General features: G+C 66.5%; 23 protein-coding genes. 21 read left to right on the top strand and 2 right to left on the bottom strand.

All coding sequences use genetic code 11. The annotated features are described in order from the left end of the window. Positions 1-129: 129 nt before the first annotated feature. Both JHD82_RS12930 and JHD82_RS12925 read right to left on the bottom strand, forming a co-directional pair. A complete protein-coding gene (locus tag JHD82_RS12930; protein ID WP_141834415.1) occupies positions 130-1,728 on the bottom strand; it encodes a GGDEF domain-containing protein in 1,599 nt (532 codons plus the stop codon). A gap of 58 nt (positions 1,729-1,786) precedes the next feature. After that, positions 1,787-2,767 carry an NADPH:quinone oxidoreductase family protein gene (locus JHD82_RS12925; protein WP_012206829.1) on the bottom strand — a complete coding sequence of 327 codons (981 nt, stop codon included), beginning with the start codon at positions 2,765-2,767 and terminating at the stop codon, positions 1,787-1,789. 117 nt (positions 2,768-2,884) lie between these two features. On the opposite strand from JHD82_RS12925, the gene surE reads away from it, so the two are divergent. The 21 genes from surE (at position 2,885) to JHD82_RS12820 (ending at position 25,260) form a co-directional block, all read left to right on the top strand. Further along, entirely contained in the window at positions 2,885-3,688 is an 804-nt protein-coding gene (surE, locus tag JHD82_RS12920) for a 5'/3'-nucleotidase SurE (RefSeq protein ID WP_013801165.1), read from the top strand. Beyond that, positions 3,685-4,473 carry a protein-L-isoaspartate(D-aspartate) O-methyltransferase gene (locus JHD82_RS12915; RefSeq protein WP_199136830.1) on the top strand — a complete coding sequence of 263 codons (789 nt, stop codon included), beginning with the start codon at positions 3,685-3,687 and terminating at the stop codon, positions 4,471-4,473. The genes surE and JHD82_RS12915 overlap by 4 nt, the downstream gene beginning before the upstream one ends. Positions 4,474-4,486: 13 nt before the next feature. Beyond that, positions 4,487-5,365, top strand: coding sequence for a peptidoglycan DD-metalloendopeptidase family protein (locus JHD82_RS12910; RefSeq protein WP_012206826.1), 879 nt, complete (start codon positions 4,487-4,489; stop codon positions 5,363-5,365). Next, on the top strand, positions 5,365-6,435 hold the full coding sequence (locus JHD82_RS12905; protein WP_199136828.1) for an RluA family pseudouridine synthase: 1,071 nt from the start codon (positions 5,365-5,367) through the stop codon (positions 6,433-6,435). The genes JHD82_RS12910 and JHD82_RS12905 overlap by 1 nt, the downstream gene beginning before the upstream one ends. A gap of 110 nt (positions 6,436-6,545) precedes the next feature. Next, positions 6,546-7,337 (top strand): SMC-Scp complex subunit ScpB, encoded by a 792-nt coding sequence (gene scpB / locus JHD82_RS12900; RefSeq protein ID WP_199136826.1) that lies wholly within the window; start codon positions 6,546-6,548, stop codon positions 7,335-7,337. Further along, complete coding sequence (locus tag JHD82_RS12895; RefSeq protein ID WP_065346017.1) at positions 7,334-8,737, top strand: pseudouridine synthase; 1,404 nt, start codon at positions 7,334-7,336, stop codon at positions 8,735-8,737. Before scpB ends, JHD82_RS12895 begins: the two co-directional genes overlap by 4 nt. A 169-nt stretch (positions 8,738-8,906) precedes the next feature. Beyond that, complete coding sequence (ndk, locus tag JHD82_RS12890) at positions 8,907-9,332, top strand: nucleoside-diphosphate kinase (protein WP_012206822.1); 426 nt, start codon at positions 8,907-8,909, stop codon at positions 9,330-9,332. Between the two features lie 92 nt (positions 9,333-9,424). Beyond that, a complete protein-coding gene (gene rlmN / locus JHD82_RS12885; protein ID WP_034396288.1) occupies positions 9,425-10,549 on the top strand; it encodes a 23S rRNA (adenine(2503)-C(2))-methyltransferase RlmN in 1,125 nt (374 codons plus the stop codon). 49 nt (positions 10,550-10,598) lie between these two features. Further along, on the top strand, positions 10,599-11,459 hold the full coding sequence (gene pilW, locus JHD82_RS12880; protein WP_233174716.1) for a type IV pilus biogenesis/stability protein PilW: 861 nt from the start codon (positions 10,599-10,601) through the stop codon (positions 11,457-11,459). Continuing rightward, complete coding sequence (locus JHD82_RS12875; protein WP_199136822.1) at positions 11,452-12,465, top strand: RodZ domain-containing protein; 1,014 nt, start codon at positions 11,452-11,454, stop codon at positions 12,463-12,465. The genes pilW and JHD82_RS12875 overlap by 8 nt, the downstream gene beginning before the upstream one ends. A 2-nt stretch (positions 12,466-12,467) precedes the next feature. Next, positions 12,468-13,751 (top strand): flavodoxin-dependent (E)-4-hydroxy-3-methylbut-2-enyl-diphosphate synthase, encoded by a 1,284-nt coding sequence (gene ispG / locus JHD82_RS12870; protein WP_012206818.1) that lies wholly within the window; start codon positions 12,468-12,470, stop codon positions 13,749-13,751. Between the two features lie 185 nt (positions 13,752-13,936). Then, entirely contained in the window at positions 13,937-15,196 is a 1,260-nt protein-coding gene (gene hisS, locus JHD82_RS12865; protein ID WP_212739077.1) for a histidine--tRNA ligase, read from the top strand. A 70-nt stretch (positions 15,197-15,266) separates the two neighbouring features. Beyond that, on the top strand, positions 15,267-15,950 hold the full coding sequence (locus tag JHD82_RS12860; RefSeq protein ID WP_012206816.1) for a tetratricopeptide repeat protein: 684 nt from the start codon (positions 15,267-15,269) through the stop codon (positions 15,948-15,950). A 20-nt stretch (positions 15,951-15,970) separates the two neighbouring features. After that, complete coding sequence (bamB, locus tag JHD82_RS12855; RefSeq protein WP_043782580.1) at positions 15,971-17,128, top strand: outer membrane protein assembly factor BamB; 1,158 nt, start codon at positions 15,971-15,973, stop codon at positions 17,126-17,128. Between the two features lie 15 nt (positions 17,129-17,143). After that, positions 17,144-18,490, top strand: coding sequence for a ribosome biogenesis GTPase Der (der, locus tag JHD82_RS12850; RefSeq protein ID WP_012206814.1), 1,347 nt, complete (start codon positions 17,144-17,146; stop codon positions 18,488-18,490). Positions 18,491-18,592: 102 nt separating this feature from the next. Next, positions 18,593-18,844 carry an RNA chaperone Hfq gene (hfq, locus tag JHD82_RS12845; protein WP_012206813.1) on the top strand — a complete coding sequence of 84 codons (252 nt, stop codon included), beginning with the start codon at positions 18,593-18,595 and terminating at the stop codon, positions 18,842-18,844. Between the two features lie 67 nt (positions 18,845-18,911). Beyond that, complete coding sequence (gene hflX, locus JHD82_RS12840) at positions 18,912-20,126, top strand: GTPase HflX (protein ID WP_012206812.1); 1,215 nt, start codon at positions 18,912-18,914, stop codon at positions 20,124-20,126. Positions 20,127-20,197: 71 nt separating this feature from the next. Then, positions 20,198-21,592, top strand: a complete 1,395-nt coding sequence (gene hflK / locus JHD82_RS12835) for an FtsH protease activity modulator HflK (protein WP_012206811.1) — start codon at positions 20,198-20,200, stop codon at positions 21,590-21,592. A 12-nt stretch (positions 21,593-21,604) separates the two neighbouring features. Further along, positions 21,605-22,495, top strand: coding sequence for a protease modulator HflC (gene hflC / locus JHD82_RS12830; RefSeq protein WP_012206810.1), 891 nt, complete (start codon positions 21,605-21,607; stop codon positions 22,493-22,495). Between the two features lie 200 nt (positions 22,496-22,695). Further along, the gene (locus JHD82_RS12825; RefSeq protein WP_012206809.1) at positions 22,696-23,844 is read left to right on the top strand and encodes an ATP phosphoribosyltransferase regulatory subunit; all 1,149 of its coding nucleotides are present in this window, start codon (positions 22,696-22,698) and stop codon (positions 23,842-23,844) included. Between the two features lie 39 nt (positions 23,845-23,883). After that, a complete protein-coding gene (locus JHD82_RS12820; RefSeq protein ID WP_012206808.1) occupies positions 23,884-25,260 on the top strand; it encodes an adenylosuccinate synthase in 1,377 nt (458 codons plus the stop codon). The last annotated feature ends 26 nt before the right edge of the window (positions 25,261-25,286 follow it).

Below are 25,286 nucleotides of genomic sequence, written 5' to 3'. Positions count from 1 at the left end.
GGCCAGGCCCGAGCCGACCAGAAACTGGCGCCGCGGTGCAGGGACGGAGGCGCTGAAGGGCAGGTGCATGGCGGTTCGGGGCAGGTGGCGCAAAAAAGCGGGGAAAGACGGGGCGTGGCCTTGGGTGGATCAAAGGCCGGCGCCTGCATTTCCAACTGGCTGCCATTGTGCGCCTGATGCCGTGGCAATGCAGTGCTTGCCCCGCTCCTTGGCCTGCAGCATGGCGGTGTCGGCGCGGCGCAGCACGTCCATGCCGTTTTCGTGGCCTTGCAACTGGGCCACGCCCGCGCTGAAGCTCAGGGGCCGGGGTGCGGGCTGGCCTGGGGTCTGCGCAGATGCGGGCAAAGGCGCCTGCTCCAGCAACTGCAGAAGGCGCTGCAGCGCCTGGGCGCCCGCCGTCTCCGGGGTCTGCGGCAGCAGCAGCACGAAGGCCTGGCCTTCATAGCGGCCCACCACGTCTTCCGGGCGCAGCCCTTGGCGCGCCAGCTGGGCCACATGCACCAGCGCGGCATCGCCCATGGCATGCCCCAGCTCGGCATTGAGGGCCTGCATGCCGTCCATATCGACCAGGGCAACGCTCAGTGGCTGGCCATGGCGCTGCGCGCGTGCCACCTCGCGGTCCAGCGCCTCGCTCACGCCCAGGCGGTTGAGCTGGCCGGTCAGCGGGTCGTGGCGTGCGCGGCGCGCGGCCTCGTCCAGCTCCTGCTGCAGTGTTTCGATGCGGGCCTCGCAGGCATCGACATGGGCGCGCAGCGCCTGCAGCTCCTCCTGGGCCACGCGGCTGCCGGCGGCCATGGTGCGCGTGGCCTCCAGCACCTGCTGCAGCAGCGGGGCTGCATCTTCCAGGCGCTGGATGCCGTCCAGCTGGCGTGCCGCCTCTTCCATGCGGGCGCCCAGCGTTTCGTTGCTGCTCGTGATCTGCGCCAGATGCTGCACGAAGCCGCCCAGCATGTCCCTGAGCGCCTGCTGCGCGGCGGCCATGCCGTCCTGCAACTGCAGGCGCCGGTGGATCACGGTCTGCAGCTCGCGCCGTGCATCGGCCAGAGGCGCGGGCGACAGCGGCGGGGTGATGGCCTGCTCGATGGCCGTGAGCTGCTGCACCAGCCAGCTGCCATGCGTGGGGTCCTGGGCCAGGTGCTGCACCAGGGTCTGCAGCAACTCCTGCATCAACTGCAGGACCTGAAGCTGGTCGGCGATGGCGAACGACAGCTGGTAGTGCTGGTCGTGCAGGCGCCGCGCCAGGGCCTTGGCATCCACGGGCGGCGATTGCAGCTGCTCCATCAGCTGCTGGTGCAGTTGCCCGGTTTTGGTGTCCTGGGTGTCCAGCAGCGTGGACAAGGCCTCGAAGCGCCGCGCCAACTGCTGGGTCAGGTCGTCGGGCAGGGCCTGGACGGGCGGCGGCACGGGCAGCTCCACGGGCCTGGCCTCATGGGCGGGCGGCTGCAGGGCCGCGTTGGCATAGGCGGTGATGACCTGCTGCAGCCCTTGCCAGTCGCTGCGCTCTATGGCGGCGCCCAACTGGTCGCGCAGTCGCTTTTGCCCCGGCGTCTGCGCAGGCAGCAGCGCGTGGACGTGGCGCAGCGGGCCCTGGGGAAAGCTGGCGGGGCCGGGCTCGCCAGCCGCCTGTTCATAGAGGCGGGTGTAGTTTTCCGGGGTGGGCGGCAGGCGGTTCAGCGCTAGTTGCCGCAGGGTTTCGCGTGCCAGTTCGGAAGCGGAGCGCTCGGCCATGGGTGGGCAGTTGTTTCAGAATGCAATGCCCTCCAGTGTGGCATGGCCGGCGCCCGGTTCACTGCTCGTTGACCATCACCAGCTTGCCCTGCACCTGGCGCGATCCCATGCGCGCATAGGCGGCGTGCAGCTCGGCCATGGGCATGGTGCGGTCGATCACGGGCTTGATCTTTCCCTGGCCGTACCACTGCGCCAGCTCCTGCATCATGGCCGCATTGGCCTTGGGCTCGCGCCGGGAGAACTCGCCCCAGAAGACGCCCACCAGCGATGCGCCCTTGAGCAGCGGCAGGTTCAGCGGCAGGGCAGGAATCGGGCCAGCGGCAAAGCCCACGATCAGATAACGGCCGCGCCAGGCGATGGAGCGGAAGGCCGGCTCGGCGAAGTCGCCGCCCACGGGGTCGTAGACCACGTCGGGGCCCTTGCCGTCGGTGGCCTCCTTGATGGCGGCGCGCAGATCGCCCTGGCTGTAGTTGATGGTGGCGTCGGCGCCCTGTGCCTTGCACAGCGCGCACTTTTCGTCGGTGGAGGCCGCTGCGATCACACGCGCACCCGCCGCCTTGGCGATCTGGATGGCGGCCGTGCCCACGCCGCCTGCCGCGCCCAGCACCAGCACGGTCTCGCCCGCGCGCAACTGGCCGCGGTCGATCAGCGCATGGTGCGAGGTGGCATAGGTCATGATGAAGGCCGCAGCATCGACGAAGCTGAAACCGTCTGGCAGCGGCATGCACAGTGCGGCCGGCGCCAGCGTATGGGTGCCGAAGCCCCCCGTGCCCGACAGGCAGGCCACGCGCTGGCCCACGGCCAGGTGGCTCACGCCTTCACCCACGGCCTGGACCACGCCCGCGTATTCCGAGCCCGGCACGAACGGCAGCTCAGGCTTCATCTGGTACTTGTTCTGCACGATCAGCAGATCGGGAAAGTTCAGGCTGGCCGCCTTCACTTCGAGCAGTACCTGCCCCGGGCCCGGCGTGGGCGTGGGCAGCTGCGTCCACTGCAGTTGATCGACGCCTGTGGGCGTGGTGCAAAGCCAAGCGTGCATGGTGGTTGTCTCCTGTGATTGAATGCCTGGCCGATGATAGGAGTGTGGTGGGAATGCCTCCTGTCCCTCGGGCGACGAGACGCCCGCCTACAATCGCCCGCAATCCCTGCTGTATCCATGAAGATTCTCATTTGTAACGACGACGGCTACCAGGCGCCCGGCATCCAGGCCCTGTACGAGGCGCTGCGCACGGTGGCAGACGTCGAGGTGGTGGCACCGGAGCACAACAACAGTGCCAAGTCCAACGCCCTGACGCTGAACGCGCCGCTGTATGTGCACCAGGCCCACAACGGCTTTCGCTATGTCAATGGCACGCCTGCGGACTGCGTGCACATCGCCCTGACCGGCCTGCTGGGCTACCGGCCCGACCTGGTGGTCTCGGGCATCAACAACGGCGCCAACATGGGCGACGACACCATCTATTCCGGCACCGTGGGCGCCGCCATGGAGGGCTTTCTGTTCGGCATTCCCTCCATTGCCTTCTCGCAGGTGGACAAGGGCTGGTCCGAGATCGAGGCCGCCGCCGCCGCCGCGCGCCAGCTGGTCATGGACATGCAATCGCAGGAGCTGATCGGCCTGTCGCCCTGGCTGCTCAACGTGAACATTCCCAACATGCCCTTGTCCGCGCTCAAGCCCCTCAAGCTGTGCCGGCTGGGCCGCCGCCATGCGGCCGAACGCGTCATCACCCAGGAGAGCCCGCGCGGCGAAATGATGTACTGGATAGGCAGCGCAGGCGCGGCCAAGGATGACTCGGAGGGCACGGACTTCCACGCCACGGCGCACGGCCATGTGTCCGTCACGCCGCTGAAGGTGGACCTGACCGACCACGACAACCTGGGCTACTGGGCACAGACGGCGGCCAGGCTGGCGTCGGCCGGCCAGGGCGTGCAGGCAGCCCAGGGCGGGGCGGTGCAACCGTGAGCGAGCGCCGTCCCGGAGTTCCCTCGTGGGTGGCGCGCTCGGTGCAGACCCCTGCGCCGGCCTCGCGCGCGGCGCCTGCGCGCTCTGCACTGGCGCCGGCTGGTGCCCGTGCCCCGCAACAGCCTTCGGGCATCGGCCTGGACTCGGCCGCCGTGCGCGCCCGCATGGTGCAGCGGCTGGCTGCCACCGGCATACAGTCGCCGGCCGTGCTGGCCGCCATGGGAGCGGTGGAGCGCCACCGCTTTGTGGACAGCGCCCTGGTCAACCAGGCCTATGAAGACACCAGCCTGCCCATTGGCCTGGGCCAGACGATCTCCAAGCCCAGCGTGGTCGCCCGCATGACCGAGCTGCTGCTGGGCTCGGAAGCCGCGAAGTCGGGCCTGGGCCGCGTGCTGGAAATCGGCACGGGCTGCGGCTACCAGGCGGCGGTGCTGGCGCGCGTGGCACGCGAGGTCTATTCGATCGAGCGCCTGCGCGGCCTGCACGAGAAAGCGCGCAGCAACCTGCGGCCCTGGCGGCTGACCAATGTCCATCTGATCTTTGGAGATGGCATGGAAGGCTATGGCAGCGGCGCGCCGTATGCGGGCATCATCTCGGCCGCTGGCGGCGAGAGCATGCCCTCGGCCTGGTGCGACCAGCTGGCCGTGGGCGGGCGGCTTGTCGCGCCCATGGTGGTTACGGGTGGTAAGCAGGCACTGCTGGTGATTGACAAGAGTTCACACGGGTTTACGCAGTCGATTTTGGAGGCCGTGAACTTTGTCCCCCTAAAATCGGGCATCGCCTAGAAGGGAATAACTTATGTTGGTATCGCGAAGTCTTGGGGCTTGGGGAACGGTGGTGCTGGCCGGCATGGTTCTGGCAGGCTGCACATCCCAAGTGAACAGGGCTCCCGTGGAGGACCGTGGAACGACCACCACCTCCTCCACCTCTTCCTCGCCATCGGCAGCCGTCAAGCCGCTGCCCGGCGTCGAAAACGCCGGCAAGCCCGGCTACTACACGATCAAGCCCGGTGACACGCTGATCCGCATCGGCCTGGAAACCGGCCAGAGCTGGAAGGACATCGCGCGCTGGAACAATCTGGAGAACCCCAACCTGATCGAAGTCGGTCAGGTGGTGCGCGTCGTCCCGCCGACCAGCTCGGACAGCGTCGGCACGCGCCCGTCGTCCACTGCCTCCTCCACGCCCAGCGGCTCGCCCGTGGTGGCAACGCCGCTGCCGCCCGTGGCATCGTCGGGCGGCTCCACGGCAACGCCTGCACCCGCACCGACCCCGGCACCCGCCCCTGCACCCGCAGCCGGCAAGGGCGCCGACGATGTGGACTTCATCTGGCCTGCATCGGGCAGCCTGATCGCCGGTTTTGACGAGGCGCGCAACAAGGGTTACGACATCGCAGGCAAGGCCGGCGATCCCGTGATGGCCGCTGCCGATGGCCGCGTGGTCTATGCCGGCGCCGGCCTGCGTGGCTATGGCAACCTGATCATCCTCAAGCACAACAACACCTACCTCACGGCCTACGCGCACAACCAGACGCTGCTGGTCAAGGAAGACCAGACCGTGCGCAAGGGCCAGAAGATCGCCGAGATGGGCAGCACCGACGCGGACCGCGTGAAGCTGCACTTCGAGGTGCGTCGCCAGGGCAAGCCTGTCGATCCTTCGCGCTACCTGCCTTCGCGCTGATGAGCCGCAGCACCAGGCAAACCGGACAAGCCCCTGCCCCGCAGGGGCTTGTTTCTTCTGCGCCCGGCGAATCGCCGTGGGAGCCGGTCGAGGACGAGGCCGAAGGCGGCGAGGTCGAGGCCGCCGCAGCCGAGCTGCGCGAGATCACCGTGCCGCCGGCCCAGCACGGCCTGCGCGCCGACAAGGTGCTGGCCGAATGCGTGGCCGAGTTCTCCCGCAGCTATCTGCAGCAACTGCTGGCGCAGGGCGCGGTCACGCTCAATGGGCGTGTGCTGGTCAAGCCGGCCACCAAGGTGGCCGCCGGCGACCGGATGGTGCTGGAGATGCGGCCCACGCAGCAGAGCATGGCCTTCCAGCCCGAAGACATGGCGCTGGACGTGGTGTATGAGGACGAGCACCTGCTGGTCGTCAACAAGCCGGCTGGCCTGGTCGTGCACCCGGCTCCGGGCAATTGGACGGGAACCCTGCTCAACGGCCTGCTGGGACGCGACCCCAAGGCGCGGGAGGTGCCGCGCGCCGGCATCGTCCACCGCCTGGACAAGGACACCAGCGGGCTCATGGTGGTGGCGCGCAGCCGCGCCGCCATGGACGCGCTGGTGGCCATGATTGCCGCGCGCGATGTCAGCCGCCAGTACCTGGCGCTGGCCCACAAGGCCTGGGGCCCGCGCAAGCACCGCGAGGTCGATGCGCCCATCGGCCGCGACCCGCGCAACCGCCTGCGCATGGCCGTGGTCGACCTGGCGCAGCATGCAGGCAAGACCGCGCGCACCGACATCGACCTGCTGGCCGGCAACGAGGAAGTCAGCCTGGTGCGCTGCACGCTGCACACGGGCCGCACCCACCAGATCCGCGTGCATATGGCATCGCTGGGCCACCCGCTGGTGGCCGATGCCGTCTACGGCGGCAAGGAGGCTGGCGGCATGGCGCGCCAGGCGCTGCACGCCTTCCGGCTGGCCTTCACCCATCCCATGACAGGCCAGGCCCTGATGCTGCGCGCTCCGCTGCCGCCCGATATGGCACAGGCGCTGGAAAATTGGGGGCTGAGCTACAATCCCGCCGAAAGCCTCTGACCATCTCTCGCATGGCATCCGTGGAGCGCTTGCTTCCTCTTCTTTGATTCGGCGCACCCTGGCTGCCACCTCTGGTGGCACGCGCGCCTTTGTTCCCGAGACGCTGAGCCATGAATACGGTAGATGCCAAGCGGGTCCTGGAAACTGCATTGATCTGTGCGCCGCAGCCTGTCACGCTGCGTGAGCTGCGCTCGCTGTTCGATGACGTGCTGGGCTCCGACACGCTGAAGGACCTGCTGCTGGACCTGCAGAAAGACTGGGCGCAAAAGGGCGTGGAGCTGGTGCAGGTGGCGTCTGGATGGCGCTTCCAGAGCCGGCCCGAGATGCGGGTCTATCTGGACCGGCTGCATCCCGAAAAGCCGCCACGCTACACCCGCGCGACCCTGGAGACGCTGGCGATCATCGCCTACCGCCAGCCAGTGACGCGCGGCGACATCGAGGACATACGCGGCGTGACGGTCAACAGCCTGCTGATCAAGCAACTGGAAGACCGGGGATGGATCGAGGTCATTGGCCACAGGGAAACCGTGGGCCGGCCCTCTTTGTTCGCCACCACGCGCCAGTTTCTGGACGACCTGGGCCTGCAGTCGCTGGACCAGTTGCCCATGCTCGAGGAGCCCGAATCCCAGCAAAGCCTGTTCAAGGCGCTGGAAGAGTCGGATGCGCAGGAATTGGCAGCGGACGAGGCCGCGCCAGCCGGTGACGCTCCCTTGCCCGAAGAGCCCCAGGGCGAGACAGATGCCACGGAATCGGACGGGGCAGATGCCGCAATGGCAGCAGATACGGCTCAGGCAGATACAGCAGACCTGTCGGATGCGGCAGAGGCAACAGACGCAACGGATACAGCGGATACAACGGATACGGACGGCACTGCAAAGCAGGCCGAAGAAGGAAAGCCATGACGGGTAGTGATATCTCCAAAGACCAGGACGCCCAGCCGGCGTCCGATGAGGCCGGCGCGCAGCGCAAGGCCCGCCCTGCGCGCACGCGCGCTCCCAAGGCCGGGGCGCGGCCCGGCGCCAAGCCTGTGCGCAAGCCGCGTCCGGCCGCCGAGGCGGTGCATGCCGAAGACACCGTGCAAGAGCTGGTGACGGCTGATGCATCAGAGTCAAGCGACTCAGGGTCTGTCGAAGGCTACGGTTTTGCGGACGTCATCTCGGGCGAACTCGACGCCGCCGAAGAACGCGACGATGCCGCGCCTGCCAAGCGCGTGCTGCTGCCCCAGGTCGATTCGCCCAAGCTGCACAAGGTGCTGGCCCAGGCCGGGCTGGGATCGCGACTCGAAATGGAGCAGCTCATTCTTGAAGGCCGCATCTCGGTCAACAACGAGCCTGCCCACGTGGGCCAGCGCATCCAGTTCGGCGACCAGATCAAGGTCAATGGCCAGCCCATCCGCTTTCGCATCGACCCGCCGCCGGCACGTGTCATCGCCTATCACAAGCCCGTGGGCGAGGTCGTCACGCATGACGATCCGCAAAACCGTCCCACGGTGTTCCGCAAGCTGCCTCGCCTGCAGCATGGCAAATGGCAATCGGTGGGCCGCCTGGACCTGAACACCGAAGGCCTGCTGCTGTTCACCAGCTCGGGCGAGCTGGCCAACTCCCTGATGCACCCGCGCTTCGGCCTGGAGCGCGAATACGCAGCCCGCGTGCTGGGAGCGCTCAGCAAGGAAGAAAAGCAGCGCCTGACCGACGGCGTGCAGCTGGAAGACGGCGTGGCCGCCTTCGGCTCCATTGAGGACGGCGGTGGTGAAGGCGCCAACTGCTGGTACCGCGTGACCATTTCCGAAGGCCGCAACCGCGAAGTGCGCCGCATGTTCGAGGCGGTGGGCCATGCCGTGAGCCGGCTGATCCGCATCCGCTACGGCGCCATGGTGCTGCCGCGCGGCCTCAAACGCGGCGCCTGGGTGGAGCTGGACCAGGCCGATATCCAGTCCCTGGCTTCGGCAGCCGGCATGCAGGCGCGTGCGCCCGCTGCACCCAAGCCACCGGCCGGAGGCCGCCGTGGTGGCCCGGCCGACCGCAATACTGTTCGCCGCGAAGGCGGCGGCCGCTACTTCGACGGCAATCGCCCGGCGCCCAACGCCATGCTCGACGGCCCGCGTGCCAAGCCTGCCGCCAAGGGTGGCAAGGCTGACGGCGGCCAGGGACAGGGCAAGGGGCAGGGCGGCGCAGGCGGACGGGGCAAGGGCGGCGGCAGCCAGCAGCCCGATCCGATGCGTACATCGGTGGGCTACATCGGCTCCGACAGCCTGTCGCGTGCACGCCAGAACGCCAAGCGCAAGCCGGGAGGACGCCGCTGAAAGGCGGCCGGGCCGTCCGCCTTCTGGTTCATCCGGCGGCGATCGGCCCGCCCTGCAAGCCTGCCATTTGGCAGCACCATGTCATCAAGGACTTTGATGGCACAGCTAGAATCAACGGTTTTGTCCAATTGACAAAAATCCATAGTAACCCTGATTAGGAACCATTCAAATGGCCATCGAACGCACTCTTTCCATCATCAAGCCCGACGCCGTTGCCAAGAACGTGATCGGCCAGATCTACGCACGCTTCGAAGGCGCTGGCCTGAAGGTCATCGCTGCCAAGATGGTGCACCTGTCGCGCGGCGAAGCCGAGCAGTTCTACGGCGTCCACAAGGAGCGTCCTTTCTTCAAGGACCTGGTGGACTTCATGGTCTCCGGCCCCGTGATGATCCAGGCTCTGGAAGGCGAGAACGCCATCCTGAAGAACCGCGAACTGATGGGCGCCACCGACCCCAAGAAGGCTGAGAAGGGCACGATCCGCGCCGACTTCGCCGACAGCATCGACGCCAACGCCGTGCACGGCTCTGACGCCGCTGAAACTGCAGCCGTGGAAGTGGCTTTCTTCTTCCCCGGCATGAACGTCTACTCGCGCTAATCCCCGCGTCTTCCGCGGCCGTCATGGTCTGTCCGGTGCAGGCCGTGCCTGCCGCGGAAGAGCCGAGAGCGGCGTGGCACCGGCCTGCCGACATGAATACCAATTTGCTAGATTTTGATCTCGACGGACTTGCCGCTTACTGCGAGCAACTCGGCGAGAAGCGTTTCCGCGCGACGCAGCTGTTCCGCTGGATCCACCAGCGAGGCGCCAGCGACTTCGACCAGATGAGCGATCTGGCCAAGTCCCTGCGCGAAAAGCTCAAGGCGTGTGCCCACATCACGGCCCTGCCGGTTCTGACCGAGCACGTGTCTGCCGATGGAACAGTCAAGTGGCTGTTCGACGTGGGGGGCGGCGATGCCGTCGAAGCCGTTTTCATTCCCGAAGATGACCGGGGCACGCTGTGCGTGTCGTCCCAGGCGGGCTGCGCCGTGGGCTGCCGCTTCTGCTCCACGGGTCACCAGGGCTTCAGCCGCAACCTCAGCACGGGCGAGATCCTGGCCCAGCTGTGGTATGCCGAGCATGCGCTGCGCAAGCGCCTGGGCACGGGCGGCGAGCGCGTCATCTCCAACGTGGTGATGATGGGCATGGGCGAGCCACTGCAGAACTACACGGCCCTGGTGCCGGCGCTGCGCGCCATGCTCGATGACCATGGCTACGGCCTCTCGCGCCGCCGCGTGACCGTGTCCACCTCGGGCGTGGTGCCGATGATCGACCGGCTGTCCCAGGACTGCGCCGTGGCCATGGCCGTGTCGCTGCACGCGCCCAATGACGAGCTGCGCGACCCGTTGGTGCCGTTGAACCGCAAGTACCCCATCCACGAGCTGCTCGATGCCTGCGAGCGCTACCTGGAATTCGCGCCCCGTGACTTCATCACGTTCGAATACTGCATGCTCGATGGCGTCAATGACCAGCCTGAGCATGCGCGCCAACTGATAGAGTTGGTCCGCGCGCGTGGCGATGGCCGCAGCTGGTGCAAGTTCAACCTGATTCCGTTCAATCCGTTCCCGGCCTCGGGGCTGCTGCGTTCACCCGCAGCGCGGGTGACGGAGTTCGCCAGCCTGCTGAGCAATGCCGGCATCGTGACCACGGTGCGCAAGACACGTGGCGACGACATCGACGCAGCCTGCGGACAGCTGGCTGGCGATGTCAAGGACCGCACGCGCGCTGCCGAGCGCATGGCCAGGCAGCGCACCATTGTTCTCAAGCAGGTGCCTTGAGAAGACCTGGGGCATGCCTGGCATGCCCCGACGGAACAAAGGACAGTTCATGAAGTCAGTGGCTCGGCGGCTGCGAACGGGGGATATCGGTACAGGCATGCGCTGGGCAGTGCCCGCGCTGGTTCTTTTCTTGGCGGGCTGCGCAGGCAAGCAGCCTTTGGTGCCCCCGACGAATTCCGGCTCCGGCAACGCTTCCTCCGTCTCCAATGCCTCGATGGCTTCTGCCGCCGAGGCCGATCCCCGCCGCCGCGCAAGCATCCGCCTGGAGCTGGCGGCTTCCTATTTCCAGGCCGGCCGCATCGATGTGGCCCTGGAAGAGGTGAACCAGGCGCTGGCCGCTGACCCCAGTTCCGCCGACGGCTACGGCCTGCTGGCCCTGATCTACATGCGCAACCAGGACTGGGACCAGGCCGACGCCAGCCTGCGCAAGGCGATGTCGCTGCGTCCCCAGGACGGCGACCTGCAGCACAACTACGGCTGGCTGCTGTGCCAGCGCAAGCAATACGCGCAAGCCCAGGAATGGCTGGACAAGGCCCTGGCCCAGCCCGGCTACCTGGAGCGCCCCAAGACCTGGATGGCCAAGGGCCTGTGCCTTCAGCAGGCCGGCCTGCTGGTCGAGGCCCAGCAGGCGCTGCTCAAGGGCTATGAACTCGATCCCGCCAACCCGGTGATCGCCTACCACCTGAGCAACGTGATGCTGCAGGGCGGCGACGCCAAGAGGGCGCAGTTCTACATCCGGCGCCTGAACAGCAGTCCCCAGTCCAATGCGGAAAGCCTGTGGCTGGGGATCAAGATAGAGAGGGCGCTGCAGCAATCTGCAGCGATGCGGCAGCTGGCTGACCAGCTGCACCAGCGCTTCCCCGAGTCCCGCCAATGGCTGGCCTACGAGCGTGGAGCATTCAATGAGTGAGGTGTTGGCGGTGCATGACGAAGCAGGTACGCAAGGCGAGAACGCACAAACTTCCATGACGGCGGGCACGCTGCTGCGCCAGGCGCGCGAGGCGGCGGGTCTGTCTCTGGCCGGGCTGGCGGCGGCACTCAAGGTGCCAGCCCCCAAGCTTGAGGCGCTGGAGGCGGATGACTACGCCGCATTCCAGGACCATGTCTTCATGCGGGCCCTGGCGCAAAGCGTCTGCCGCACGCTGCGCATGGACTCTGCATCGGTGCTGGCCCTGCTGCCGCGCACCCAGCTCAAGAGCCTGGCCGATGATCGCGGCAGCATCAACGCCACGTTCAAGGAGCGCTCCTTCAAGGCCACCGGAACATCGCTGGGACGTGAAAACGGCTCGCGCAAGGTGGCCATCATCGTGCTGCTGCTGCTGGCCGCTGCCGCTGCCGTCTACTTCCTGCCCAAGCATGAAGGCGACGCCGAAGAGCCGCAGGCCGGCGCTTCCGATGCCGCTGCCCTGGTGCAGCCTGCAGGGACTGTGTCCGAGCCCGTGGCCGCCCAGGAGCCCGTTGCGCCTGCGGCGACGACGCCGGCCGATGTGCCGGCTGCATCTGCCCCCGCATCCGCATCTGCATCTGTACCGGCAACTTCAGCGCCTGCAGCGGCAGCCGTTCCGGCTCCTGCGTCCACAACAGCGCCTGCCGCCCCTGCTGCTGCAACAGTCCCTGCCGCCAATGCGCCTGCCGATGGCGCCGCAGCGACATCGGCAGCCACTGCGGCGCAAACGCCTGGTGGCGTGCTGGTCATGAAGGCCAACGCACAATCGTGGGTGCAGGTCAAGGATTCCAGCGGCCGCGTGGTGCTGCAAAAGACGCTGGCGGCCGGTGAATCCATTGGCGCCGAGGGCGCACTGCCGCTGTCGGTCATCGTCGGCAATGCCAGCGGCACCGAGGTGCGTGTGCGTGGCGAATTGCTGGAAGTCGCCAAGACCACCCGCGACAATGTGGCCCGCTTTGAGGTGAAGTGACCGTGCAAGATCTCCCCATCACGCAGCAGCCGATAGCGATTGCCTCGCCGCTGCCGCGCAAGTCCCGCCAGGCCCGTGTGGTCTGGCGCAACAACGTCGTCACCGTGGGTGGCGATGCGCCTGTGCGCGTGCAGTCCATGACCAACACCGATACGGTGGACGCGGTCGAGACGGCCATCCAGGTGCGCCAACTGGCCCAGGCCGGCTCGGAGATGGTGCGCATCACCGTCAACACGCCCGAGGCGGCCGCCGCCGTGCCCTACATCCGCGAGCAGCTGGACCGCATGGGCGAGTACGTGCCGCTGGTGGGCGACTTCCACTACAACGGCCACCGCCTGCTCACCGAATACCCGGCCTGCGCCGAGGCACTGTCCAAGTACCGCATCAACCCCGGCAACGTGGGCAAGGGCGACAAGAAGGACAAGCAGTTCGGCCAGATGATCGAGGCGGCGGCCCGCTACGACAAGGCCGTGCGCATCGGTGTCAACTGGGGCTCGCTGGACCAGGAACTGATGGCCCGGCTGATGGACGAGAACTCGCGCCGCGCCCAGCCCTGGGACACGCGCCAGGTCATGTTCGAGGCGCTGATTTCCTCGGCCGTCGATTCCGCGCGCCTGGCCGAGTCCATGGGGCTGAATGGCGACAACATCATCCTGTCGTGCAAGGTCAGCGGCGTGCAGGACCTGATCTCGGTCTACCGGGCCCTTGCGCAGCGCTGCGACTATGCGCTGCACCTGGGCCTGACCGAAGCCGGCATGGGCACCAAGGGCACGGTGGCCTCGGCCGCCGCGCTGTCCGTGCTGCTGCAGGAAGGCATTGGCGACACCATCCGTGTCTCGCTCACGCCCCAGCCCGGTGAGGCGCGCACGCAGGAAGTGGTGGTCGCCTCCGAAATCCTGCAGGCCCTGGGCCTGCGCATCTTCGTGCCCAGCGTCACGGCCTGCCCGGGCTGCGGCCGCACCACCAGCACCACCTTCCAGGAACTGGCCAAGCAGATCGATGACTATCTGCGTGGCCAGATGCCGCTGTGGCGCATGAAGTATCCCGGTGTCGAGGCGATGAAGGTGGCCGTGATGGGTTGCATCGTCAACGGCCCCGGCGAGAGCAAGCATGCCAACATCGGCATCAGCCTTCCCGGCACGGGCGAGGCGCCCGCCGCCCCCGTCTACATCGACGGGGAAAAGGCGCTCACGCTGCGCGGCGAGCGGATTGCCGAGGAATTCCAGGCACTGGTCGAAAATTATGTGGCGCGCACCTATGGCGCCACCGCCGCTGCACCCGCCTGATCGGCTGCATCGAGCATTGCAGTTATTGCAAAATAGATAGCGCACCACGCTTTGCCTCATTGGCTCTCACGCGAAACAGGCGTTGAGAGCATGGGGCGAAAAAAGCGGGGTCAGCGCCTGTTTCCGAGCATTCATCGAACGAGAACAACGTGGCCAAACCCGAAAAACTTTCCGCCGTCAAAGGCATGAACGACATTCTTCCCGCCGAGTCCGCTCGCTGGGAATGGCTGGAAGCGCAGGTGCGTGAATTGATGGCGCGCTTTGCCTACCGCAATGTGCGTACGCCCATCGTCGAGCATACGCAGCTGTTCGTTCGTGGCATCGGCGAGGTGACGGACATTGTCGAAAAGGAGATGTACTCCTTCGAGGACAAGCTCAACGGCGAGCGCCTGACGCTGCGCCCCGAAGGCACGGCCAGCCTGGTGCGCGCCACCATCGAAAACAACCTGCTGTACGACGGCGGCAAGCGCATGTGGTACATGGGCCCCATGTTCCGCCATGAGCGCCCGCAGCGCGGCCGTTACCGCCAGTTCCACCAGATCGGCGCCGAGGCCCTGGGCTTTGCCGGCCCCGATGTCGATGCCGAACTCATCATGCTGGCCGTTTCCCTGTGGAAGCAGCTGGGCCTGACCCAGTGGCGCCTGGAAATCAACAGCCTGGGCCAGCCCGAGGAGCGCCAGGCACACCGCCAGGCACTGATCGCCTACCTGGAGCAGCACCAGGACGTGATGGACGAAGAGGCCAAGCGCCGCATGTACAGCAACCCGCTGCGCGTGCTGGACACCAAGAACCCCGCCATGCAGGAAATGGTCAACGGCGCGCCGCGCCTGCTGGACTTCCTGGGCGAGGGCTCGCTGGCCCACTTCGACGGGCTCAAGGCCATCCTGGACGCCAACGGCGTGCCCTGGACCGTGAACCCGCGCCTGGTGCGCGGCCTGGACTACTACAACCTGACGGTGTTCGAGTTCATCACCGACATGCTGGGCTCGCAGGGCACCATCTGCGCGGGCGGCCGCTACGACTACCTGATCGAACAGGTGGGCGGCAAGAGCGCGCCTGCCGTGGGCTGGGCATTGGGTGTGGAGCGTGTGCTGGAACTCGTCAAGGAGCTCGGCACCGACATTCCCGCGCCCACGCTGCATGCCTACGCCATCGTCCCCGATGTGGCGGCCATGCCCGTGGCGCTGCGCACCCTGCAGCAGCTGCGCGAGGCCGGTGTGCGCGTGCAGATGCATGCGGCCAGCGCCGAAGGCATGGGCAGCATGAAGTCGCAGTTCAAGAAGGCCGATGCCAGCGGCGCACATTTCGCGCTGATCTTCGGCTCCGATGAGCTGCAGCAGGGCCTGGTCACCGTCAAGTCGCTGCGCGACGGCGCGGGCCAGCAGGTTCAGCAAGCCCTGGCTGATGCGGCCCAATGGGCTGCCACCCTACAATCGGCGGTTTGACCAGCATCCGCAGCTTTTCAAGCGACCGCTCCAGCGGCGACCTCCATACATAAAGCGACACAGGCGATCCATGGCAAACCATTTCGATCTCGAAGAACAAGAGCAGATAGAGCAGCTCAAGCATTTCTGGAATACCTGGGGCACGTTGATCACCGGCGTGCTCGTGGTCATCTTCGTCGGCTTTGCCGGCTGGAATGGCTACCAGTACTGGGAAAAGCGCCAGGCCACGCAGGCTGCCGCTCTGGCGCATGCCGTTGACGTGGCGCTGGCTGGCAAGGACGCGGCGCGCGCCGGCCAGGCCTTCGCCGATCTCAAGGACAAGTACGCAGGCACCACGCAGGCGGCCCAGGCCGGCCTGCTGCTGGCCAAGGCTGCAGTGGACGAAGGCAAGCTCGATGACGCCAAGGCAGCCCTGAGCTGGGTGGCCGACAAGGGCGACGAAGGCTACAAGGCCCTGGCCAAGCTGCGCCTGAGCGCCGTGCTGGAGCAGCAAAAGCAATACGACGAAGCCCTCAAGGCGCTGGAAGGCAGCATGCCCGAGTCCTTCGCCGGCATCGTGGCCGATCGCCGTGGCGACATTCTCGCGGCCCAGGGCAAGCAGGCCGAAGCCATTGACGCCTACCAGCGCGCCCATGCCGCCCTGGACAAGGGCGTGGACTATGGCCGTCTGATCGAGTTCAAGCTCAATGCGCTGGGTGCTGAACCCACCGTGCTGGCACAGGCCAAGACGTCGACTTCGGAGAAGCAACCTTGAAAACCTCGGCTGATCAATTGATGGCGATTTCGCGCCCGCGCGGCGTTGCGCGCTGGATGGCTCTGGGCCTGCTGGCCGGTGCCCTGGGCGGCTGCTCCACCGTGTCCTCGTGGTTCAGCAGCGACACCAAGCCCAAGCCCCAGGAGCTGGGTGCCAACCCCGGCCTGCTGGCCGTGCACCAGGCCTGGACCGCCAAGCTCGGCGCCGAAGTGCCGCTGGCCACCGACATCCATGTGCAGGGCGACACGCTGCTGATCGCTGCCAAGGACGGCAGCGTCACGGCCCTCGATGCACGCAACGGCAGCCAGCTGTCGCGCTTCACCGTGGGCGAGCCGCTGACCGCGGGCGTGGGCGGTGACGCCGAGCGCCAGGCCGTGCTCACGCGCAGCAACCAGGTCATCGTCTACTCGCAAGGCAAGCAGCTGTGGAAGCAGCCGCTGCCCGCAGCCGCCTACACGCCGCCGCTGGTCGCGGGAGGCCGCGTCTTCGTGCTGGCAGCCGACCGCTCGCTGGCCGCTTTCGATGCCGCCAACGGCCGCAAGCTGTGGACCGCGCAGCGCCCGGGTGAGCCCCTGGTGCTGCGCCAGCCCGGTGTGCTGATCGCCGTGGGCAACACGTTGGTGGCCGGCCTGTCGGGCCGCATGGTGGGTATCGATCCCGACACCGGCGCCGTACGCTGGGAGGCCCCGCTGGCCAGCCCGCGCGGCACCAATGACGTGGAGCGCCTGGTGGACCTCGTGGGCCGCGTCAGCCGTGTCGGTGACAGCGTCTGCGCGCGTGCCTTCCAGGCTGCCGTGGGCTGTGTGGATACGCAAAACGCATCGGTGCGCTGGACCCAGCCGTCCAAGGGTGCCGATGGCATCGACGGCGATGGTGATTCCGTGTTCGGCGCCGAGAGCAATGGCACCGTCCAGGCCTGGCGCCGCGGCGACGGCTCGCGCGTGTGGTCCATCGACCAGCTGCAGCACCGCCGCCTGACGGCGCCGTTGATGCTGGGCCGCTCGGTGGTGTTTGGTGATGACTATGGTGTGGTGCACCTGCTGTCCAAGACGGACGGACAGGCGCTGGCACGATTGAAGACGGACGACTCCGGCGTGGCCTCGCCCCCGGTATCGGCTGCCAATACGCTGGTGGTGGTAAGCCGCAGCGGAACTGTGTACGGCTTCAGGCCGGATTGATAGGTATTTTCGGGAATGAAGCCAGTTATTGCCCTGGTAGGGCGACCCAATGTGGGCAAATCGACGCTGTTCAATCGGCTGACCAAGTCGAGGGATGCAATCGTCGCGGATTTCGCGGGCCTCACGCGTGACCGCCACTATGGACAGGGCCGCCAGGGTAAGCACGAGTACATCGTGATCGATACCGGCGGTTTTGAGCCAGATGCATCCAGCGGCATCTTCAAGGAGATGGCGCGCCAGACGCAGCAGGCTGTTGCCGAGGCTGACGTCGTGGTCTTCGTTGTCGATGCGCGCCTGGGCATGTCCGCCCAGGACCACGACATCGCCAAGTACCTGCGCCGGCTGGGCAAGCCCTGCGTGCTCGTGGCCAACAAGGCCGAGGGCATGAAGGAAGGCGTGCAGCTGACCGAGTTCTACGAACTGGGCCTGGGCGATGTGCTGCCGGTTTCCGCAGCACACGGGCAGGGCGTGCGCGACCTGCTCGACCTGGCCCTGGGCCAGCTCAACCTGCCCGAGCCCGAGGAAGACGACCCCTTCGACGATGTGGCCCAAAAGCCCATCCGCCTCACCGTGGCAGGGCGCCCCAATGTCGGCAAATCCACGCTGATCAACACCTGGCTGGGTGAGGAGCGGCTGGTCGCCTTCGACATGCCGGGCACCACGCGCGACGCCATCTCGGTGCCCTTCGAGCGCGCCGGCCAGAAGTTCGAGCTGATCGACACGGCAGGCCTGCGCCGCAAGGGCCGGGTGTTCGAGGCCATCGAGAAGTTCTCCGTGGTCAAGACGCTGCAGGCCATCGAAAGCGCCAACGTCGTGCTGCTGCTCATCGATGCCACGCAGGGCGTGACCGACCAGGATGCGCACATTGCCGGGTACGTGCTGGAAAGCGGCCGTGCCGTGGTGCTGGCCGTGAACAAATGGGATGCGGTGGACGACTACCAGCGCCAGATGCTGGAGCGCTCGATCGAGACGCGCCTGTCCTTCCTCAAGTTCGCTCCCATGCATTTCATCTCGGCGGAAAAGCGCCAGGGCCTGGGTCCGCTGTGGAACTCCATCATCCAGGCGCACAAGGCTGCCACCTGCAAGATGCCCACGCCGGTGCTCACGCGCCTGCTGATGGAGGCCGTACAGTTCCAGACGCCCAAGAAGACGGGCATCTACCGCCCCAAGATGCGCTATGCGCACCAGGGTGGCATGAACCCTCCGGTCATCGTCATACACGGCAATTCGCTAGAGCATGTGACGGAGGCCTACAAGCGCTTCCTCGAAGGGCGATTCCGCAAGGAATTCAATTTGGTTGGCACGCCGTTGCGGATCGAGTTGAAAACCTCTCATAATCCTTTTGCCGACAAGGACAAGTAACAAGCTGCGGGATTTCGGGAAAACCCTTGTGCGAACAAGGGCCCCAAAGCACTGTGGTAAGGTGTCGGTTTACAACAACACTCTTCGAACACGGAGAATATCGTGAGCAACAAAGGCCAACTCCTCCAAGACCCGTTCCTGAACGCGCTTCGCCGCGAACATGTTCCGGTGTCCATCTACCTCGTCAACGGCATCAAGCTGCAAGGCCAGATCGAATCCTTCGACCAGTACGTGGTTCTGCTTCGCAACACCGTCACGCAGATGGTTTACAAGCACGCCATCTCCACCATTGTTCCCGGCCGCGCCGTGAACTTCTCCACGGCCGAAGCTGCCGGCAGCGACGCCAGCGCTTGAGCTCGCGGCGCCCTGATGCCTCCCCGCACCGCCGGGGAGCTTCCTCACCCTTCGGGAGAGGTTTTTCTTGAGTTCTGAATCTTTTGACCGGTCCACGCCAACGCCAGTGCTGCTGGTGGGCGTGGATTTCGGCTTTCCCCATTTCGATGGCGAGTTGGAAGAGCTTGGCCTGCTGGCCGGCACGGCCGGCCTGCGCCCCGTCGCACGCCTGACCTGCAAGCGCAAGGTGCCCGATGCGGCGCTGTTCGTGGGCAGTGGCAAGGCCGACGAAATCCGCATGCTCGCCCAGATGCACGGTGCCCAGGAAGTGCTGTTCGACCAGGCCCTGAGCCCGGCCCAGCAGCGCAATCTGGAACGCCATCTGCAGATGCCGGTCAACGACCGCACCCTGTTGATCCTGGAGATCTTCGCCCAGCGCGCGCGCAGCCATGAAGGCAAGCTGCAGGTGGAGCTGGCGCGCCTGCAATACGTGGCCACGCGCCTCGTGCGGCGCTGGACCCACCTGGAGCGGCAGATGGGCGGCATCGGCGGCCGTGGCGGCCCTGGCGAAAAGCAGATCGAGCTGGACCGCCGCATGATCGACGAGTCGATCAAGCGCACCAAGGAGCGGCTGCAGAAGGTCAAGAAGCAGCGCGCCACGCAGCGTCGGCGGCGCGAGCGCCATGGCATCTTCAATATCTCTCTGGTTGGCTACACCAACGCCGGCAAGTCCACGCTGTTCAATGCGCTGGTCAAGGCGCGCGCCTATGCGGCCGACCAGCTGTTCGCCACGCTGGACACGACCACGCGCCAGCTGTACCTGAATGAAGCCCAGCAATCGGTGTCCCTGTCGGATACCGTGGGGTTCATCCGCGACCTGCCGCACGGCCTGGTCGATGCATTCCAGGCCACGTTGCAGGAGGCGATCGATGCCGATCTTCTGCTGCATGTGGTCGACGCCTCCAATCCGAATTTCCCAGAGCAAATCCAACAAGTCCAGAAAGTTCTGAAGGAAATCGGTGCCCAGGAGGTGCCTCTGGTACTGGTTTTCAACAAATTGGACGCCGTCGATCCGGAGCGGCTTCCAGCGCAGTTGCAGGACCAGTACGAGCTTGACGGGCTGCCTGTTTCACGGGTGTTCGTCAGCGCCCGCTCCGGCGAGGGGCTGCCGCAGCTGCGGCAGTTGCTGGCCGAGCATGCGCTGCGCGCGGAGGCGGAACACGCCGAAGCGCACGGTGGTGATGAGCGGGATCAGGAGGAGGTGGATGGCGCGATGCCCCCTGGGCAGGACGCCGAATACTAGGGGCTAGCGCCCTGATTGGGCAAAATGCCGATTGGGTCCCTGTCTTTACCGAAGAAACCGAGACTTCTCGCATGAATCTTTCACAACGCGCCCATCGCTGGGCGATGCTGCCGCAGCGCCTTCGCGGGATGTTCAACCTGAATGATCCGCGATGGGGACGTGGCGACGACAAGAACGACGATGCTTCGCGCCCCGATGCCGACCGTCCCGCGCCGCCGCCCCCGCCTGCGGAACCTGCACGCGACAACCGCGACAGCCGTGACAACCGCCCCTCGTCGGGCGGCGGCCAGCCGCCTGATCTGGATGAGCTGTGGCGCGACCTCAACCGCAAGCTCTCGGGCCTGTTCGGCGGCAAGCCGGGCGGCGGCCGTGGCCAGCCGCCCATCCGCAATGGCGGCGGCAGCCAGCCGCCGGACATGCGCAGCGCCGGCATGGGCGTGGGCCTGATCGCCGGCATTGCCTTCATCATCTGGATGGGCACGGGCATCTTCATCGTCCAGGAAGGCCAGCAGGCCGTCATCACCCAGTTCGGCAAGTACAAGAGCACGGTGGGCGCCGGCATCAACTGGCGGCTGCCGTACCCGATCCAGCGCCATGAACTGGTCTTCGTGACGCAGATCCGCTCGGCCGACGTGGGGCGCGACACCATCATCAAGAGCACGGGCCTGCGCGAGTCGGCCATGCTCACCGAGGACGAGAACATCGTCGAGATCAAGTTCGCCGTCCAGTACCGCCTGAGCGACGCGCGCGCCTGGCTCTTCGAGAGCAAGAACCCGTCCGAGGCCGTGGTCCAGGCCGCAGAGACTGCCGTGCGCGAAGTCGTCGGCAAGATGAAGATGGACACGGCGCTGGCCGAGGAGCGCGACCAGATCGCCCCGCGCGTGCGCGACCTGATGCAGACCATCTTGGACCGCTACAAGGTGGGCGTGGAAGTCGTGGGCATCAACCTGCAGCAAGGCGGCGTGCGTCCGCCCGAGCAGGTCCAGGCGGCCTTCGACGACGTGCTGCGTGCCGGCCAGGAGCGTGAGCGTGCCAAGAACGAAGCGCAGGCCTACGCCAACGACGTGGTGCCGCGCGCAGCCGGCTCGGCAGCGCGCCTGCTGGAAGAGTCCAACGGCTACAAGGCCCGCATCGTGGCCCAGGCCCAGGGTGATGCGCAGCGCTTCAGCTCGGTGTTCACCGAGTACCAGAAGGCTCCCCAGGTCACGCGCGACCGCATGTACCTGGAAACCATGCAGCAGATCTACGGCAACGTGACCAAGGTGCTGGTGGAATCGCGCCAGGGCTCCAACCTGCTGTACCTGCCGCTGGACAAGATCATGCAAGGCGTGAGCGGCAATGTGCCGGCAGCCGACAGCTCGGCGGCCCCCAGCACCCAGGCGCCTGCGCCTGCCGCCATTCCCGGCCTTTCGAACGATGCGCGCAGCCGCGACAGCAGTCGCAGCCGTGACCGCGAAGCACGCTGAGGAGCAGCCCAAGTGAACCGAGTTGGATTTTTCATCACCAGCATTCTTCTGGCGCTCGCGCTGCTCAGCTCCATGCTGTTCGTCGTCGATCAGCGCCAGTTCGGCGTGGTCTATGCCCTGGGTCAGATCAAGGAAGTGATCACCGAGCCGGGCCTGAACATCAAGATGCCGCCGCCGTTCCAGAACGTGCGCTACATCGACAAGCGCCTGCTCACGCTGGACAGCACCGACACCGAGCCCATGCTCACTGCCGAAAAGCAGCGCGTGGTCATCGACTGGTACGTGCGCTGGCGCATCTCCGATCCGTCGGAGTACATCCGCAATGTGGGCCTGGACGAGTCGGCCGGCGCCATGCAGCTCAACCGCGTGGTGCGCAATGCCTTCCAGGAGGAAATCAACCGCCGCACCGTGCGCGAACTGCTGTCCAGCAAGCGCGATGCGCTGATGAACGACGTCAAGCGCGAAGTGCTGGAGACCGTGCGCGGCGCCAAGCCCTGGGGCGTGGACGTGGTCGATGTGCGCATCACGCGCGTGGACTATGCCGAGACGATCACGGAATCGGTCTACCGCCGCATGGAAGCCGAGCGCAAGCGCGTGGCCAACGAGCTGCGCTCCACCGGCGCCGCCGAAGGCGAGAAGATCCGCGCCGAGGCCGATCGCCAGCGCGAGATCACCATCGCCAATGCCTACCGTGATGCCCAGAAGATCAAGGGCGAGGGCGATGCCGAGGCCGCCCGGACCTACGCCGAGGCCTTTGGCAAGGACCCGCAGTTTGCGCAGTTCTACCGCAGCCTGGAGGCCTACAAGGCCAGCTTTGCCAAGAAGAGCGATGTGCTCGTGCTCGATCCTTCGCAGACCGATTTCTTCAAGGCCTACCGCAGTGGTGGAAGCTCTGGAAAATAAGCGCGCCTGAGCGGCAACGCCGCCCGGCCCCTGCACGGCGCCCCTGTTGGGGCGCCGTTTTTTCTTGCGCCGCCGCTGTCGCCCGTGCACCGAATCGATTCGGAATACCGAACACCCGCCGTGGGCCTTGGGTCACCCCCAATTTGGGCTGGCCCGCAACAGCCGGTAGAATCACGTTTTTAACAGCCTCCCCCTTTTCCATGTCTGCTTGGGTCCTGCCGGATCACATCGCCGATGTCTTGCCTTCCGAGGCCCGGCACATCGAAGAATTGCGTCGAGGCCTGCTCGATACAGCGCGTGGCTATGGCTATGAACTGGTCATGCCGCCCATGCTGGAGTACCTCGAATCCCTGCTCACCGGCACAGGGGAGGCGCTGGACCTGCAGACCTGCAAGCTCATCGACCAGCTGACAGGCCGCACCATGGGTCTGCGTGCAGACACCACGCAGCAGGTGGCCCGCATCGACGCCCATCTTCTCAACCGCAAGGGCCTCACGCGCCTGTGCTACTGCGGCCCCGTCGTCCATGCCCGCCCTGACCGCCCCCGCGCCACGCGCGAGCCGCTGCAGTTCGGTGCCGAGATCTACGGCCACCAGGGCATGGAAGCCGACCTGGAGGCTCTGCACCTGGCGCTGGACTGCCTGCGCAGCGCAGGCGTCACCAACATCAATGTCGATCTGGCCGATGTGCGCATCGTGCGCAGCCTGCTGGCTGGCGTGATGGTGGACATGCAGGTGCTGCGCGGCGTGCACGCTGCGCTGGCCGCCAAGGATGCGAGCGAGCTCGAGCGCCTCACGCGCGACTTCCCTGCCGCCTCGCGCGAGGGACTGATGGCCTTGCTGCAGCTGTATGGCGGCATCGAGGTGCTGGACCGCGCCGAGAAGCTGCTGGCCCGCACCGCAGGCGTGCAGCCTCTGCTGGACCAGCTGCGCTGGCTGGCGCAGCGCCTGGAGGGCGTGAGCGTGAGCTTCGATCTGGCCGATCTGCGCGGCTATGCCTACTACAGCGGCACGCGCTTCGCCATCTATGTGCCGGGTGCCAGCGATGCGCTGGTGCGCGGCGGCCGCTATGACGAGGTGGGTGCGGTCTTTGGCCGCAACCGGCCCGCCGCCGGCTTCAGCCTGGACATCAAGCAGCTCGTCGCCGTCGTGCCCGAGCGCCCGCTCAAGGCTGCCATCCGCGCGCCCTGGGGCGACGATCCCCAGGTTGCGGCTGCCATTGCTGCATTGCGCCGGCAGGGCGAGACCGTGGTCTGCGTGCTGCCAGGGCATGAAAGCGAAGTGGACGAATTCCACTGCGACCGCGAGCTCGTGCAGGTTGCCGGGCAGTGGGCCGTGCAAGCCATCTGACGCATTTGTCAATTTCTTCGGATTTCATCGGATTTGAATATGAAAGCTACCAAAGGTCGCAACGTGGTCGTGGTCGGCACCCAGTGGGGTGACGAAGGCAAGGGCAAGCTGGTGGACTGGCTGACCGAAAGCGCCCAGGGCGTGGTCCGCTTCCAGGGTGGCCACAACGCTGGCCACACGCTGGTCATCAACGGCGTGAAGACCGCACTGCACCTGATCCCCAGCGGCATCATGCGCCCCGGCGTGAAGTGCTATATCGGCAACGGCGTGGTGCTCTCTGCCGCCAAGCTGTTCGAGGAAATCGAAGGCCTGGAGAAGGCCGGCGTGCAGGTGCGTGACCGTCTGCGCGTGTCCGAAGCCTGCCCGCTGATCCTGCCTTTCCACTCGGCGCTGGACGTGGCGCGCGAAGCTGCGCGCGAGCAGGGCGGCACCGAGAAGATCGGCACCACCGGCCGTGGCATCGGCCCCGCCTACGAAGACAAGATTGCCCGCCGCGCACTGCGCGTGCAGGACCTCAAGTACCCCGAGCGCTTCGCCACCAAGCTGCGCGAACTGCTGGCCCTGCACAACCACATCCTGGTCAACGTGCTGGGTTCGAAGAACTTCACCTTCGGTGACGCGCTCAAGCCGTACATCAAGGATGGCGAAGTGCAATTCGACGCGGTGTACGAAGAGGCCATGCGCCATGCCGAGCTGCTCAAGCCCATGATGGCCGATGTCTCGCGCGAGCTGAACGCCGCGCACGCCGAAGGCGCCAACCTGCTGTTCGAAGGCGCGCAGGGCACGCTGCTGGACGTGGACCACGGCACCTATCCCTATGTCACCTCGTCCAACTGCGTCGCCGGCAATGCGGCTGCAGGCTCGGGCGTGGGCCCCGGCATGCTGCACTACATCCTGGGCATCACCAAGGCCTACTGCACCCGCGTGGGCGGCGGTCCTTTCCCCACCGAACTGGATTGGGAAAAGGAAGGCACGCCGGGCTGGCACATGAGCACCGTGGGCGCCGAAAAGGGCGTGACCACCGGCCGCTCGCGCCGCTGCGGCTGGTTCGACGCCGCGCTGCTCAAGCGCAGCGCCCAGGTCAACGGCCTGTCGGGCCTGTGCATCACCAAGCTCGACGTGCTCGACGGCCTGCAGGAACTGCTGCTGTGCGTGGGCTACGAGCTCGATGGCGAGAAGATCGACCTGCTGCCCATGGGCGCCGACGAGATCGCCCGCTGCAAGCCCATCTATGAGTCCATCCCCGGCTGGACCGATTCCACCGTGGGCGTGACCGACTACGACAAGCTGCCGGCCAATGCCCGCCGCTATCTGGAGCGCATCGAGGAAGTGACGGGCGTGCCCATCGCCATGGTTTCGACCAGCCCCGACCGGGATCACACCATCCTGATGCAAAACCCCTACGCCGCCCAGTGAACCACTGGCGGCTGAACCCCAAGATT

Source organism: Delftia sp. ASV31 (genome assembly GCF_016428765.1).
Taxonomy (GTDB): Bacteria; Pseudomonadota; Gammaproteobacteria; order Burkholderiales; family Burkholderiaceae_C; genus Comamonas; species Comamonas acidovorans.
The sequence above is the reverse complement of the archived record's forward strand: the minus strand, read 5'-3'. Positions and strand labels throughout refer to the sequence as shown.